The 15,521-nt window shown below is 76.8% G+C and carries 9 protein-coding genes; 2 read left to right on the forward strand and 7 right to left on the reverse strand.

The genetic code is table 11. The features are described from left to right. Positions 1 to 24: 24 nt before the first annotated feature. Together WME76_RS21870 and WME76_RS21875 are read right to left on the reverse strand one after the other, a co-directional pair. Entirely contained in the window at positions 25 to 759 is a 735-nt protein-coding gene (locus WME76_RS21870; RefSeq protein ID WP_437962013.1) for a 4'-phosphopantetheinyl transferase superfamily protein, read from the reverse strand. Next, on the reverse strand, positions 756 to 7,616 hold the full coding sequence (locus WME76_RS21875) for an SDR family NAD(P)-dependent oxidoreductase (protein WP_437962014.1): 6,861 nt from the start codon (positions 7,614 to 7,616) through the stop codon (positions 756 to 758). Before WME76_RS21875 ends, WME76_RS21870 begins: the two co-directional genes overlap by 4 nt. 423 nt (positions 7,617 to 8,039) lie before the next feature. Between WME76_RS21875 and WME76_RS21880 the strand changes: the two genes are divergently transcribed. Together WME76_RS21880 and WME76_RS21885 are read left to right on the forward strand one after the other, a co-directional pair. Next, positions 8,040 to 8,609, forward strand: a complete 570-nt coding sequence (locus WME76_RS21880; RefSeq protein WP_437962015.1) for a MarR family winged helix-turn-helix transcriptional regulator — start codon at positions 8,040 to 8,042, stop codon at positions 8,607 to 8,609. A gap of 199 nt (positions 8,610 to 8,808) precedes the next feature. Continuing rightward, positions 8,809 to 9,396 carry a superoxide dismutase gene (locus WME76_RS21885; protein ID WP_437962016.1) on the forward strand — a complete coding sequence of 196 codons (588 nt, stop codon included), beginning with the start codon at positions 8,809 to 8,811 and terminating at the stop codon, positions 9,394 to 9,396. Between the two features lie 79 nt (positions 9,397 to 9,475). Here WME76_RS21885 and WME76_RS21890 read toward each other — a convergent pair whose 3' ends face one another. The 5 genes from WME76_RS21890 to WME76_RS21910 all read right to left on the reverse strand — a co-directional run bounded on the left by WME76_RS21890 (position 9,476) and on the right by WME76_RS21910 (position 15,516). Then, entirely contained in the window at positions 9,476 to 10,528 is a 1,053-nt protein-coding gene (locus WME76_RS21890) for a hypothetical protein (protein WP_437962017.1), read from the reverse strand. Then, positions 10,525 to 10,917: a DUF4150 domain-containing protein gene (locus WME76_RS21895; RefSeq protein WP_437962018.1), complete on the reverse strand. Its 393-nt coding sequence runs from the start codon at positions 10,915 to 10,917 to the stop codon at positions 10,525 to 10,527. The genes WME76_RS21890 and WME76_RS21895 overlap by 4 nt, the downstream gene beginning before the upstream one ends. Positions 10,918 to 10,969: 52 nt before the next feature. Next, positions 10,970 to 11,689: a DUF3540 domain-containing protein gene (locus WME76_RS21900; protein ID WP_437962019.1), complete on the reverse strand. Its 720-nt coding sequence runs from the start codon at positions 11,687 to 11,689 to the stop codon at positions 10,970 to 10,972. Between the two features lie 87 nt (positions 11,690 to 11,776). Next, positions 11,777 to 12,850 carry a pentapeptide repeat-containing protein gene (locus tag WME76_RS21905; RefSeq protein ID WP_437962020.1) on the reverse strand — a complete coding sequence of 358 codons (1,074 nt, stop codon included), beginning with the start codon at positions 12,848 to 12,850 and terminating at the stop codon, positions 11,777 to 11,779. Continuing rightward, positions 12,847 to 15,516, reverse strand: coding sequence for a DUF2169 family type VI secretion system accessory protein (locus WME76_RS21910; protein WP_437962021.1), 2,670 nt, complete (start codon positions 15,514 to 15,516; stop codon positions 12,847 to 12,849). Before WME76_RS21910 ends, WME76_RS21905 begins: the two co-directional genes overlap by 4 nt. Positions 15,517 to 15,521 lie beyond the last annotated feature (5 nt).

Consider the following 15,521-nt stretch of genomic DNA (forward strand, 5'->3'; position numbering starts at 1 on the left):
TACCTCGTGTTCGTTGAGTGCCATTCATCCAAGAGCGGCGACCGGCGGGACCGGGACGGTCGCGACGAGCGCGAACGCACCGGTCAGCACGGCACGGCCGAAGAACTGCCCGCCGCGCGCGCGCAGCGAGAACGAGCGGACCGAGGGCTGCGCGAGGCGCGCGCCCCCCGGCGGGAACGGGACGTCGATGTCCCGGAACGAGAACCGCGCCGGCAGCGCGAGCGCCCCCGTCTTGTAGAGCGCCTCCTTCGCGCTCCAGAGCAGCGTCTCGAGGGCGGCGCGATCCAGGCCCGCCGCGGCGCCGCGCGCGAGGGCCTCGCGCTCGCGCGGCGTGAAGTGCTCGTCGGCGAACGCCGCCGCGCGCGCCTCGACCCGCTCGACGTCCACGCCGACGGCGCCCGCCGCGGTGACCGCGGCCGCCGCGAGGTCGCCCGCGTGGGAGAGCGACAGCGCGAGCGCCCCGTCCTCGAAGCGCGGCGGACCGCCGCCGGGGCCGGAGATCGCGCAGGCCAGGTAGTCGGCGCGCGGGTGCGCCTCCAGCGAGGCCGCGTCCAGCGCCACGAGCGGCGCGCTCCTGCCGGCGGCGAGCTCCAGGCGGAGCCACTTCGCGGCGACCCGCGCGCACGCGGACTGCGCTCGCCGGGCGGCGACGCGCAGGGCGGCGCACGCGCGGCGCTCGCCGGCCGTCAGGTAGGGCTCGAGGCGCTCCGCCGCGCCGGCGTCCGCCCGCACCACGGCGATCGCGAGCGGCGGCGTCACGGCGCCCCCAGCGACAGCGAGGCCGGCGCGCCGTCGACGAACGCGCGCGCGTCCGCGGCCACGCGCCCGATGACGCGCCCCTCGAGCCCCTCCACGTCGAGCAGCACGCCGCCCGCCGGGTCGATCGCCTGCGCCCACGCGCCGAGGACGCGGTCGTCCACCGCGGCCGGGGCCGCGGCGAGGAGCCGGATCGGGCCGCCCGCGTCGCGGAGCGCGAGGTCGTTCGCGGCCGATCCGAAGCGGATCCGGTCGACGCCGGCCGCGGCGCACACAGGGAACGCGCCCGCCTCGTCGCGGCGCAGGGTGCCCAGCGTCAGGAGCGCGTCGAGCAGGAGGAACGGCGTCGCGGCCGCGCGCTGCCGCTCGAGGGCGCGGTCGGCCGGGAGGCGGAGCCAGCCGGACTTGAGCGCCGTCCCGAGCACGAAGGAGCCGACGTGGTCGAACCAGCCCGCGTGCCGGACCGGCGCGCCGGGGCTCGCGTACGGGTCGCGGACCGAGGGCCCCTCGACGCGCCCGGCGTGCCGCGGCGCGAGGCCGTCGCGGCGGACGTGGATCGCGCCGAGCTCGACGACGCAGGTCGCGAAGACGATGTCGGGGCGCAGGACGACGCCCGACCGGTGGACGAAGTCGCCGCGCACCTCGACGGCGCACGCGACGCGGCCGCCCGGGAGCCGCTCGCGGCGCGCGGTCACCGTGCGCACCGCGCGCGCGTTGGCGTCGGGCAGGCGCAGGAACTCGCGGAAGCGCACGTCGCGGACCTCGCGGACGACCGCGGCGCCCTCCGCCGCCGTCGCGAGCGCGTGCCGGACGGCCAGCTCGACAAGGAAGGCGCCGGCCGCGACCGCGCTCGAGCGCGCCCGGTGGTCGGAGAGCCACGGGTCGACGCGCGGGTCGAGCGTCCACGTGCGGCTCGGCGCGACCTCGGGCGAGCCCGCCGCGGCGCCCGCCGCCGCGGTGCGCGGGGGCGCGCCCGCCGGGGCGGTGGCCGCCGCGCCCGCCGCCGCGATGCGCGGGGCGAAGCGCTCGATCTCGCTGTCGGTGAGCAGGACCTGGGCCGCGCCCACGGGGCGTTCGGCCGCGAGCTCGAGGAAGAGGCGCCGGCCCTCCTCCGCCTCGATGCCCCGGAGCCCGCGCGCCGCGCCGAGCGCGCTGTACTCGGATCCGGCGGTCATGCCGACGCCGTTCCAGCCGAGCCACGCGATGGTGGACCACGGGCCGGCGTCCGGCTCGGCCGCGAGGCACGCGGCGGCGCGGTTCATCGCCTCGTTGGCCGCGCCATAGTCGGGCTGCCCGTCGTTGCCGAGCGCGCTGAACGCCGACGTGACGAGGTGGACGTGCGGGCGGGCGTCGGGCAGGTGGCGCGCGAGGGCCCGGCGGAGGTGGGAGAGGCCGGCGAGCTTCGTGTCGACGATCCGCTCGAACAGCTCGAGCGACTTCGACGTGAGCCGGCTCGACACCTGGATGCCGGCGCCATGCACGACAAGGTCGACCCGGCCGTACGCCGCCGCGACGGCGGCGACGGCGCGGTCCACGTCGTCGCCGCGCGTCACGTCGACGGCGTGGTAGTCCACGCTCCCGCCCCGCCCGCGCAGGTGCGAGAGGACGCGGTGCGCCTCGCGCGCCGCCCGGATGCGCCCGTAGCGCTCGCGCAGCGCGGCCATCTTCACGCCCCGCTCGGCGCGCAGCGACTCGGCGTAAAAGTCCCGCTCGTACGCGTCGAACTCGGCGTCGGTCATCGCGAGCGTGCGCGGCGGGGCGTCCTCGAGCCGGGAGCGGCCGAGGAGCACGGCACGGCAGCCGAAGCGCTCGAGCAGGCCCTCGACGAACTGCGCCGTGATCCCGCGCGCGCCGCCCGTCACGAGCGCGACCGAATCGGCGCCGAGGGGCGGGAGCGCGCGCGCGGGGGGCGCCGAGGAGGGAGACGACGACGAGGCGCGGGCGAGCTGGACCGAGTGCCGCGCGCCGCCGAGATCGACCACCTCCTCGGGCACGGCCGACCGGGCGCGCCGCCACTCGTCGGAGAGCGCGCGGAGCGCCGCGGCGGCGTCCCGCGCGTCGGTGTGGACGACCCGCACGTCGCCGCCCGGCAGCTCGCGCGCCAGCGACTTCACGAAGCCGCCGACCGCGCCGGTGAGCGGCGCGAGCCGCACGGCCGCGTCCACGGCCCCGACGACGACGGCGGCGAAGGACACCTCGCCGCGCGCGATGGCGTCGTGGTAGCGGCGCGCCGCGCCGAACAGCGCGCGCAGGGCAGGCCGGTACGCGCCGGGCGCGCCGTCGACGAACGCGCGCGCGTCCGCGGCGCGGGTGAGCACGACGACCGCGTCGACGTCGTCCGGGGAGAGGGCCGCGAACGACGCGCCGAGCCGCGCCTCGTCGCGGCCGTCGAGCGACGGGATCCCGGCGCCGTCGGGCCCGGCCTCCGGGGCCCCCTCGACGGCGAGCGCGAGGACGCGCGATCCGGCGGGCGCGGCGCGCCGCACGTCCGCCGCGAGGGCCGCGTCGGTGCAGACGTGGACGACGCGCGACGGGACGCGCGCCGCGGGCCCGGCCGCCGGCGCGGGCGCGATCCGGGGGACGAAGACCTGGATCGGCGTGCCCGTCGTGAAGCCCGCGGGCGCGGCCGCCGGCGCGATCGGCGCGGCCGCGGGAGGCGCGGCGGGGATCTCGCGGGGCGGCGCCGCCTGGACGTCGCTCGAAGGCGCGACCCGGACGTCGCCCGGAGGCGCGACCTCGACCGCGCGGCCGTCCGACGGCCAGCGCACGACCGCGGCGCCGTGCGCGCGCGCGCCGCGGATCGCCGCGTGCAGCTCGATGACGCCCTCGGCCCCGCGCAGCCGCGCGCCCGGGCGCAGCGCGCCGCCCGCCGCGAGCGCGCGGCCCGGGAGGCCGCCCTCGGCCGCGTCGGCGGCGACGTGGAGGCGCGCGAGGACCGGCCAGGCATGGCGCGCGGCGGTGTCCTCGGTGCAGAGCGCGACGAGCAGCGCCGCCTCGCCCACCGGCCGCGGGTCGTCGGTCGCGGACGCGCCGCGCGCGACGTCGTCGCTGAACGCGTTGACCGCCCCCGCGAGCACGACCTCGCAGTCGTCGTCGAGCACGAGATCCGCGGCCGCGAGCGCGTCGAGCAGCGAGGTCGCGGAGGTGTCGACCACGAAGTTCGGCCCGCGCAGGCCGAAGACGTTGGCGACGCGCCCGGAGATGATGTTGGGCATGTTGCCCGGCTGCGTGTACGGCCCGGTCGCGGGCGAGCCCGCGCGGAGCGCGTCCACCACGCGGGCCGCGAGCGCCGGGCTCACGCCGCGCGCGCGGAGCGCCCGGGCCACGCGGTCGCCGAAGATCCGCTCGTTCGCGCGGGCGCCGCGGCGGGTCTTTCCCTCGTGGCCGACGACGACGCCGACGCGCTCGGCCAGGTCGCGCGCGGGCAGCGCCGCGAGCGCCTCCTCGGCGGCCATCACCGCGAGGAGCTGCGCCGGGTCCATGGCCTCGAGGGCGTCCGGCAGCACCCGCGCGCCGGCCGGGAGCCGCAGCGCGCGCTCGTCGAACGCGAGGACCTCCGAGGGCGCGTCCGCGGGCGCGCCGCCCGCGCCGGGGAACACGGCCCCGAGCCCGACGACGCACAGCGCGCGGCGCGCGGCGGAGCGCGCCGGCGACCGCTGGGCGGGGCGCCCGGGCCGGTGCTCCTCGACGACGAGGTGGGCGTTGGTGCCGCCGAAGCCGAAGCTGTCGAGCGCGGCGCGCAGGGGGGCGCCGTCCCCGGCGGTCCCCTCCGCCGTCCACGGCGCGGCCGCCGTGGAGATGGCGAACGGCGAGCCCTCGAGGTCGATGCGCGCGCTCGGCGCCTGGAACCCGTGCTGCGGGAAGAGCGTGCGCTCCCGCATCGCGAGCGCGACCTTGATGAGCGACGCGACGCCGGCGGTCCAGCCGGTGTGGCCGAGCAGCGACTTGACGCTGCCGAGGGCGACGCGCGGCGCGCCCGCGTCGCCGGCGAACACCTCGGCGAGCGCCTTGAACTCGGTGGCGTCGCCGACCGGCGTCGCCGTGGCGTGCGCCTCGACGTACTGCACGGAGCGCGGCGCGACGCCCGCCCGGGCGTAGGCGCGGCGCATCGCGAGGCTCTGCCCGCGGCTCTGCGGCACCGTGACCGACGGGCTCGGGCCGTCGCTCGACAGGCCGCTGCCGAGGAGCACGGCGTCGATCCGGTCGCCGCGCGCCGCGGCGTCGTCGAGCCGCTCGAGGACGACGACGGCGGCGCCCTCGCCGAACACCACACCGTCGGCGGAGGCGTCGAACGGGCGGCTGCCGGTCGCGGAGAGGCCGCCGAACTGCGAGAACTGGCACGCGTTCGTCGGCCCGGGCTGGTAGGCGCCGCCGGCGATCACGACGTCCGCGAGGCCGCGGCGCAGCATCGCGGCCCCGAGGTGCACCGCGTGCATCGACGACGCGCAGGCCGCGTCGACGACCACGGTGCGCGCGCCCTCGCCCACGACGTCGCGCACGACGCGCGCGAGCGGCTCGAGGTGGCCGCGGCACGCCGCGCGCCGCTCCGCGTCGAGGCCGAGCTCGCCCGCGAGCGCGTCGACCACGGCCGCGCGGTCCGCGCCGTCCGCATCGAGGCCGGCGAGCGCCTGCTCGACGCCGAGCAGCAGCGTCGCCTCGTCGTGCTCGATCGAGCCGTCGGCCGTGGACCCGAGCAGGCACGCGATCCGCAGCGGCGCGCCGTCGCGGAGCACGGCCGCGCGCGACCTGGCCTCGGCGAGCGCGCAGGCCAGCATGCGGGCCGTCTTCGGGAGCCGCTCGAGGGCGCGGGCGTCGTACCCGGTCTCGGCGGCGTACGGCCCGAGCGCGTCGACGGTGCCGGTCAGCAGGCTGTAGGTCTTGTCGGCGACGCGGCCGCCGGGGCTCAGGAAGTCGGTCGCGAGCTCCGGGTGTCGCTCGCCGCTGTCGACGATCCCGCACGTGCCGGCGCGGAGCTGCGCGAGGTAGGCCTCGACGCCGCCGGCGCCCGGGAGCACCGCGCCCATGCCGACGATCGCGATGGGGGCGGCGGCCGCCGGGGCGGCGCCGTCGCCCGGCGGGCTCGCGGCGGGGGCCGCGGGGGTCGCGGGCGCGGCGACGGCCGATGGTGCCGCGGCGCTCGCCGGCATGGCGGCGCTCGGCGCCACCGCGCCAGCGCCCGCGCGGGGGGCGTCGACCGGGAGCGGCGCGACCTCCGTCAGCGCGTGCCCCGCGGCCCGCAGCGCCTCGACGACGCGCCGGTGCTCGGCCACGACGTCCTCGCCGGCGCGGAACGTCGAGATCACGCGCAGGCCGGGCTCCGCGGGCGCGTTCCGCCGGACGAGCGCGGTCAGGGCGCTGCCGCCGCCGCACTCGACGAACGTGCGGCAGCCCGCCGCGTGGAGGTCGCGCACCGCCGCGCCGAAGTCGAGCGGCGTCACGAGGTGCATGGGGAGCAGGCGCGCGGGCGCGAGCGGCCCCTCGCCGTGGTACACGCGATCGATCGGCGAGTACGTGGCCAGCGCCGGCCGCGCCGCGCCGGCGCGCGCCACGGCGCCCGCGAACGGGCCGACCGCCGGCGCGAGCAGGGGCGAGTGGAAGGCGCGGCGGCTCGCGAGCACGGTCGCGCGGACGCCGGCGGCCGCGAGCCGCTGCTCGAGCGCCGCGATGCCGTCCACCGTCCCCGAGGCGACCGCCTGGTCGGCCGCGTTGACCACGGCGACGAACACGTCGTCCCGGCCCAGCGCCTTCACCTCGTCGCGCAGGCGATCGGCGCCGGTGTGGGCCGCGAGCATCCGGCCGGGCGGCGCGCCCCGGAGGGCGAGCACCCGCTGGCCCACGACCTCGGCGGCGGTCGCGAGGGAGAAGGCGCCAGCCGCGGCGAGCGCGGCGATCTCGCCGAAGCTGTGCCCCGCCACGACGTCCGCGGCGAGCCCGGCGGACCGGAGCAGCGCGACGGCGACGTGGTCCTGGACGAGGATGCCGAGCTGATCGAGGTCTGGGCACGCCTCGAGCGCGGCCCGCGCCTCCGCCTCATCGCCGGCCACGAGCGCCGCGAGCGACGCGCCGAGCAGCGCGCGCGCCGCCGGCTCCGCCGCGGCGACGGCCTCGCGGGCGGCCGCGAAGCGCGCGTGGAGCGCGCGCAGGAGCCGCAGATCGAACGAGCCCTGGCCGGGCAGGAGCAGCGCGACCTTCGCGCGGCCGCCCCGCGCCGCCTCGCCGTCCCGGGCCGCTTCGCCGTCCTGGGCCGCCTCCCCTCCCCCCGCGCGCGCCCCCGCCGGCGCCGCCTCGCCCGCCGCCCCCCACGCCTTGTGGTGCGGGCGCGACGCGTGCAGCGGGCCGCGCGCGACCTCGACGGCGTGCCGCAGGAGGCGCTCGGGGAAGAGCTCGCGGAGCGCGGAGCCGCCGCGCAGGGCGAGCTCGACGAAGCGCGGGTGCTGCAGGCGCTCGTCGAGAGACCCCGCGTGCATCGTCACCGATCGGGGCAGCGGCGCGAGCTCGTCGCTCGCCGCGGCGACGGCGACGATGCGCTGGTAGCCGCACGCCACGGGCTCGCCGTCGAAGCGGACCGTGCGGAAGTAGCCGTACGCGCTCGAGCGCGTGACGGCGCCGAGGGTCATGAAGATCGCGACGCGCTCGCCCACGCGGACCGGCGCGAGGTTCCGGCTGTATCCCTCGGCGGTGAGCAGCCGGATCGCGGCGCGATCGTCCTCGTGGGGGAGCGAGCCGTCAGCCGCCTCGGCGAAGTAGAGCGTCTCGCGCGCGATGCACTGGAAACGGAAGTTGGTGAGGTAGTGATGGCTGCCGTACGCCATGCTGTCCTCGAACTTCACGCAGTAAGGAACGACGAAGAACGCCTCCATGGACCGTCTCCTGGAGGTCCGCCGCGCGCGGCGTCGCGCACGCCCGGCGCCGCGCGCGGGCGCGACGTCTCGTGCGACGCTCACCGCTGCGCCGGTCGGACCATCAAATAGGTGTATCTACACGTAACCACGTGAACGGCCGCGCGCTGACGACGAGCGCACGGCCGCCGGCCGCGCCCCGGCGCCGCGGGCGCGCGCAGAGGCGCCACCGCGGCCGGGAAGGCCGGCAGACCGTTCGATCGTCGTCAGAGCGCGTCGTCAGCGCGCGCCGCGGCCTCCGGGGCCCGACGCGCAGCCAGCGCGCCGGGCCGATGAAGCCGCGCCGCGTTGACGAGATAGGTGTACCTGCACCTGTACAGATGTCAAGCAGTCCGGAACGGGTCGATTTGACGGAATTGCGGTCGACAGTGTATATACACTTTTGTGGTTGATTTCGCGTCCGCAGCCAGGACCATCGCGAGCCAGTGCGCGCTCGTGCGCGTGCGCCGCGCGTCGCGCGCGCTGACGCGGCTCTACGACGACAGCCTGCGGCCCCTGGGGCTCCAGGCGACGCAGCTCACGATGCTCGTCGCGGTGGCGACGTGCGGCGAGCAGGGCGTGAGGCTCACCGCGCTCGCGGACGGGCTGGTCATGGATCGCACGACGCTCACGAGGAACCTCGTGCCGCTGGAGAAGGCCGGCCTGCTCCGGGTGGCGCGCGCGCCGGACGACGCGCGCGTCCGCATCATCCTCCTGACGCGCCAGGGAGAGCGCGCGATCGAGGCGGCGTTCCCGGCCTGGGAGCGCACCCAGAAGCACGTCCGCGAGCAGCTCGGCGCCGTCCAGGCCGACGCGCTCCGCGAGGAGCTCGGCCGCGTCGTCGAGATGGCCACGCGGACCGAGAGGGCGGCGGAGCGCCCGGAGCAACCTGCGCGGCCGGCGAAGCCTGCGCCGGCGGCGAAGCCTACGCCGGCGGCGAAGCCTGCGCGGCCGGGCAAGCGCAAGGCGACGTGACGCGCGCCGGCGCCGCCGCGGCGCTGTCGATCGGCCGCACGGGCTGACGCGGGCCGCGCCGGAGCGCGCGGGCACCTCCGGCGCCGCGGCGCACACCCGTGGGGGAGGGCTGCGCGGATTGACGGGCAGCGCCGCGGGTTCGAGAGTCGCCGGGCGCGGGCCTCCTCGCGGCGCGCAGCAACGAGACAAGGAGGACAGGATGAATTTCGAGGTGGCACCGCTCCCCTACCCCAAGGAAGCGCTGGAGCCGGCCATGAGCCGGGAGACGCTCGAGTTTCATTACGAGAAGCACCACAAGGGCTACATGGCCAAGCTCAAGAGCCTGATCGAGGGCAAGCCCGAGGCGAGCGGGAGCCTCGTCGACGTCATCCGCGCGAGCTCTGGCGCGGTGTTCAACAACGCAGCTCAGGTCTGGAATCACACCTTCTTCTGGGAGGGCATGAGGCCGAGCGGCGGCGGCGCTCCGCCCTCCGGCGACGTGGGCGACCTCATCGCGGGGCTCGGCGGCTGGGAGAAGTTCCGCGGCGATTTCATCGCGGCCGGCGTCGCGCGCTTCGGCTCAGGGTACGCGTGGCTCGTGCTCGACGGCCGCAAGGGCAAGATCGTCGACACGCCGAACGCAGAGACCCCGCTGACGACGGGCGCGGTCCCGCTCCTCACATGCGATGTGTGGGAGCACGCCTATTACCTCGATCATCGCAACAACCGTCAGCGCTTCCTCGAGGTGTTCCTCGACAGGCTCGTGAGCTGGGACGCCGTCGCCAGGAACCTCCGCGCGGCGCAGTAGCCCGCGCCGGAGGACGGGAGGGATCCCGTACCACGAGCTCGTGACGGGCCGAGCCCCGGCAGGGCAGCCCGGGTCGCGTTCAGCGCGATTCCAGGAAGTACCTGCGCGCGGCCTCGCAGAGCTCCGGCCAGCGCTGGGCCAGGGCCGGGTCGGTGGCGAGGCGGGCGGCCCAGAAGGCGTCGAGGGCGGCGCGCGCGGCGGGGGTCGGGACTCCGTAACGCGCGTGCGTGCTCTCCACGTAGGCGGGGTACAGCTCGCACGCGACGACGAGGCCGGCGTACTGGTTGAGCGTGAGCGGAGGCGGCGAGCGCATGCTGACGGGCTCCCCGCAGGCGGGCGCGGCCACACCTGGGGCAGCTGTGGTCACGGGCGTGGGCGCCAGCGCCGGCGCGGACACGAACGGCAGCACCCCGCCCGGCCGAGAAAGCGGCGCGAGCGACCCCACCAGCGCCGGCACGCTCGTCTCCACGAGCGACCCCGCCAGCGCCGGCGCGCTCGTCTCCGCGAGCGACCCCAACAGCGCCGGCGCGCTCGTCTCCGCGAGCGACCCCAACAGCGCCGGCGCGCTCGCCTCCGCGAGCGACCCCAACAGCGCCGGCGCGCTCGCCTCCGCGAGCGACCCCAACAGCGCCGGCACGCTTGTCTCCGCGAGCGACCCCAACAGCGCCGGCGCGCTCGCCTCCGCCGCGGCAGCTTCCTCCGCGGCAGCTTCCTCCGCGGCTGCTTCCTCCGCGGAGGCAGCCTCCGCCTCGCGCCGCGCCGCGGCTTGCCTCGCGTGCTCCAGCCGCTCCTCCAGCGCGCGGTGCACGTCCTGGAGCACCCCCAGCGCCTCGGCGCTCTCGGCCTCCGGACCGAGGACGCGCCCGATCGCCAGGAGCAGCTCGCGCGCGTCGCGCAGCGCCGGCTCCTCCACGGTGCGGCCGGGCAGGTGCCGCCGGGCGAAGGCCGGAAGCTCGTCGTCCTCGCAGCGCACGAGGTCCGCGAGCCGGGCCGCCACGCGGCGCCGCTCCGGATCGACGCTGCTGGCCCGCGGCGGGCGCATCGCCTCGTCGAGCTTCGCGAGCGCCTCGGCGAGCGGCCCCCCATGGCGCGGGGCCACGTCCACCTCGGGCGTCGAGCGCGCGACGCTCACGGAGAGAGCACGAGGACGGTGGTGACGCTCGGCACGATGGCCATGCCCAGCGCGTTCGTGCTGTTCTGCAGCGAGAGGCTCGTCAGGCGCGTCATCGGCGCGCAGCCGACGATCACCGTGAAGGCCGCCGTCACGTTGCGCGACGGGCCCATCACCATCCCGGACGCGACGCCGAGCGCGACGCCCGGGTTGTCCCCCATCGTGAGCGGCGCGACCGTCAGCATGTTGTGCGCCGGCGCGCACGTGACGAGCACGTTCGGCACGAAGGCCACGCTCATCGGATGGAGCGAGATGTTCGGGTACGGGATCGGCACCGGGGCCGGCGTCGGCGTCATGCACACGTCGGGGAACGCCAGGCACATCCCCCCTGCGGTCGTCTTCGCGAGCATCGCTTCTCCCCTCGTCCTCCCTGGCGTCCGCGGCGCCGCGCGGCGCGCCGCCTCAGCCGATCTTGACCTGCTCGCCGTCGAGCTTCGCGAGCGTCCGCGCCGCGACGATCGTGTTCTCCCCACGGACGGCCGCGAGGCCCTCCGCGCGGACGTCGAAGACGCCCGCGCGCACCTGCTCGAGCGCCTCGATGAAGCGAAACGCCTGCTTCGCGCGCTGGACCAGGCGGTCGGCGCGCGCCTCGAGGCGCTCGGCGACGACGACCGCCTTCTGGAGGTGCGCGTCGAGCGACCGGCCGACGAGCCCGATCTCCTCGATCGCGGCCACCGCCGCCTGCGCGCGGACCTGGAGCTTGCCCGCGAACAGCCCCACCTCCTTCGCGGCCGCGATCTCGATCTGGTCGCCCGCGCCGAGCCCGATCCGCCCCGTCGCCTGCACCTTCAGGTCGCCCTCGACGACGATCCGCGTCGTCGCGCCCGCCTCGCCCTCGAGCACCGCCAGCACGAAGACCTGATCGCCGTCCAGCGCGCAGAGCACGCGATCGCCAGCGTCGGGCGCCGTGAGGCAGCTCTTCGCGCGCCGCGCGAGGACCGGCCCGCCGCCGAGCTCGACCAGGAGCCCCGACGCCGTGCCCCGGACGACGCCCGTCTCGAGCGACGGCGCGCGCGGCGGCGAGGCGCCGGGAGCCGGCAGATCCACCGCGGCGAGGAGGTCCTCCTCGGCGCTGTCGTCGTGTGCCACCGTCACGGGCTCGCGGGACGCCGTGCTCTGCATCTCGGATCTCCTCGGCCTGGCTCCGCCCGTCCAGGGCAAGCGCGCCGCCTGGCCAGTTTCGCGGCGTTCACGGGGAACATCAACGGCTCACTGGCGCTGCGCATCGCGCTCACCGCCGCGCCGCGGCTTCCAGTCCTCGATCGCGGCGAGCTTGTCGTCGTCGCCGAGCCAGCCGGCCCCGCCCGGCACCCGCGCGCCGTCGCGGCGGGCGCGGTGCAGCTTCGTGCGGAACATCGATGCCTGCGAGAAATCCGCGCCGGAGAGATCGCAGTGCGAGAGATCCGCATACGTGAGCTTCGCGCCGACGAAGCGCGCGCCGGGGCACGAGGCGAAGGCGGCGTACGCCTCGACGAGCTCCGCGCCGGAGAGGTCGGCCTCCGCGAGCGCGGCCCGCTCGAGGATCGCGTTCCGGAGCATCGCCCGCGGGAACCGCGCCCTCGCCGCGTTCGCCTCGCCGAAGAGCGCCTGCGTCAGGATCGCGTCGGAGAAGTCGCAGCCCGAGACGTCGGCCCCGGTGAAGTTGCACTGCGTCGCGTCGCAGCCCGCGAAGCTCGAGCCCGCGACGCTGCCGCGCATGAACTGCGTTCGGAAGAGCTTCACCCCCTGGAACGCCCGCGCGCCGAGCTCGGACTCGAGCAGCGTCGTGAGCGTCAGGTTCGCGCCGTCGAGCCGCGCCGTGCGCAGGTCGAGCTTGTACATCGTCGCCTTCTCGAGGTTCGCGCGGGAGAGATCCGCCCCGCCGGCCGCGACCTCGATGAGGTTCGCCCGGTCGAGGTTCGCCCCTTCGAACGAGGCGCGCGCGAGCGAGCACTTCGTCCACGTCGCGACCTGCGCCTCCGCGCCCGCGAGGCCCGCGCCCTCGAGCGTCGACTCGACGAAGCTCGCGCCGATGACCTTCGCCCCCGTCAGCGTCGCCCCGTCGAGGCGGCTCTGGAAGAACGTCGTCAGGTGCAGATCGACCCCCGCGGCGTCCACGCCCGACAGGTCGCACTCCGTGAACGTCGACTCCTTGATGAGCGCGCCCCGCAGCGCGCGCGGCAGGCGGACGCGGTCGAACACCGCGCCCGAGAGATCCGCGCCCGCCAGATCGAGCCCGGAGAGGTCCACGGCCTGGATCGGCTCGCCGTGGCGGATCTTGTCGAGCAGCTCGTCGCGGTTCATGTCGCGCCCCCCGCGGCCTGCGCCCCGTGCCGGTCGAACCGGGTGAACTCGACGGCCGCCTCGGCGAACGTCGTCCGGTCGTCGCCGCGCGCGCGGCTGAGATCGGCGCGGCAGAGCTGGGCGCCCGTGAAATCGGCGCCGGCCACGCGCGATTTCGAGAGGATCGCCTCGGTCAAGTTGCACCCGCGGAGCGAGGCGCGCTCGAGGTTCGTCCGGATGAGGAGCGCGCCCTTCAGGACGGCCTGATCGAAGATCGCGCCCGTCGCGTCCGCCTCCGAGAGGTCGGTCATCGTCATCTGGGCCCGGTCGAAGCGCGCGCCGCGCAGGTCCGTCGTCCGGAAGCAGGTCTTCTCGAGCACGGCGTCGCGGAAGTCGGCCTCCGGCAGGCCGCTCTTGTGGATGGCGACCCCCTCGGAGAAGCGCGCCCCCGCGAAGCGCGCGCGCGCCCCCGTGCAGCTCATCAGCGTCGCCTTGTGCAGCCGCGCGCCCGAGAGATCCGCGCCGTCGAGCGCGCACTCGAGCAGCATCGCCCGCTCGAGGTTCGCCCCGGCGAGGTTCGCCCCGGCGAAGCTCGCCTGGAGGAACGTGCAGGCGACGAGCTCGGCGCCGGACAGATCCACGCCGTCCCACGCCACCTGCAGGACGTCGGCGCGCTCGAGCCTCGCGCGCGCGAGCCGCGCCCCCGCGAGCTTCGCGCCCATCAGGATCGCCTCGGTCAGATCGGCGCCCTCGAGCGCGGCGCCGGAGAGGTTCGCCTTGCCGAGGTTCGCGCCCCGGAGGCGCGCGCCCGTCAGGTTCGCGCCCGTGAGGTCGGCCTTGGCGAGCACCGCGCCCTCGAGCGCCGCGCCGGAGAGGTCGCAGCCCCTGAGGTCGGCCCCCTCGAGGAACGCGCGCTGGAAGCTCACCCCCCGCAGGTCGAGCCCGCGGAAATCCGCGCCGGTGAGATCGCGCTCGTCGAGGGGCTCGCCCGCCTCGCGCGCCGCCTCGACGACGACGCGCGCCATCTGGGCGGCCTCCGCGGTCATCGGCTGGGCCGCGGGCAGGAGATGCGCCCCGCCGCGGTAGCCGTCGCGCGCGGCCCGCTCCAGGCGGAGCAGCTGCTCGTGGAAGGCCGGATCGGCGAGCATCGCCTCGAGCTCCACGTTGGGCACGCCGCCGCGGCGCCCCGCCTCGGCCAGCTCGGCGTACTGCGCGAGCTGCGCCCGGGCCGAGAACGCCGGCGGGCCGCCGGGGGCCTCCTCGCCCTCGCCGCGCCGGAGCTCCGCCTCGGAGATCCCCATCGCGGCCGCCTGCGCCTTCGCGCGCGCCTCGGCTTCCTCCTTCGCGCGGGCGGCCCTGGCCTCCTCTTCCTCCAGCTTGCGGGACGCGGCGTCCAGGTACACGACGAGCGCGTCGAGGTCGTCGACGGGCGGGGGCGGCTCCTCCTCCGGCAGCGGCGCGTCGAGGCCGAAGCGCGCCGGGTCGATGCCGTCCGAGAGGAGCTCCTGGCGGCGGCGCTCCCGCGCCCGCTCCGCGCCGCGGCGCTGGTTCCGCGCGGCCAGGTTCTCGCTCTTCATCCACTGCATCATGTCGAACCCGGCGATGTTCGCCGCCACGCCGGACTCGCGCGGCGGCATGAGATCGCTGTCGCTGAGGCCCGCGATCGCGCCCCGGTCCTTGTCGAGCCGCCGGGCGAGCGCCGCGCGGTAGTGCTCGATCGGCCGGGGGCCGCCGATCTCCTCGCACGCGACCACGAGGTCGACGATCTCCGCGGCGTCGTCCTCGGCCACGGGCGTCGCGCCGTGGAAGATCACGACGCCGAGGTTGTCCGAGGGGAAGAGCCACACCGTGTCGCAGCGGACAGGGAGCTCCTGGAACACGTCGCCGCCCGCGTCGCGGCGGGTGACGAACACGCGCGCGGAGAGGCCGGGGAGCGCGCCCTCGATGCGCGGCCGCGCCGGGTGCATGTTCTCGACGAGGAACGCCTCGTCGCCCCGGAAGGGCTCGGCGCTCCACTGGTCGCTCGAGGCGACGTTGAAGAACGAGGGATCGACGTCCGGCGGCAGGCCGGGCGCCCACCTCTCGGCGTAGTCCGCGGCGTACGTGCCTGCGCGGGCGCGGCGCTGGGCGAACGTCACGTCCATCGGGAGGAAGCACGCCGGCCCCGGGCGGTCCGACGGCGAGCGGATCAGCGCGCCGTAGTGCTCGACGTTCGGGAGCGGGCGGACGCGCTGCCCGCCCCGCTCGACCTCCTCGATCCCCTTGCCGTAAGGGTTCGCCGGATCCTTCGGCCCGCCGAGCGCGCGCGCCCAGTCGATGGGCATCTCCGAGAACGGCTCCGGCTCGGTGAAGCCGTGGCCGGTCCAGTGCCGGTCGCCCAGCACGGCCAGGCGCTTGTCGATGGAGCCGAGCCGCGCGCGGACGAACGACGCGGCGACGCGCCCGCCCTCCGGGGCGTGGCACCGGCCCGCGACGAGCAGCTCGCCGCGCGCCTTCGCGATGCCGTCGTCGAGCGGGAGGCCGCCGAGCGCCGCGGTCGCCGCTTGCCAGAAGGTCATCTCGTCGATGAGGGCGCGCGGCGCGTCGAGGGGGAACGCGACCATGGCGCCCACGTGGAACCTGAGCCGCCGCGCGATCTCGACGACCCGCGTGAGCACCGGCACCTTGAGGGGTTTGACGACTCGCATCGGCG

It is taken from the genome of Sorangium sp. So ce119, assembly GCF_051524405.1.
GTDB classification, from domain to species: Bacteria; Myxococcota_A; Polyangia; order Polyangiales; family Polyangiaceae; genus Sorangium; species Sorangium cellulosum_G.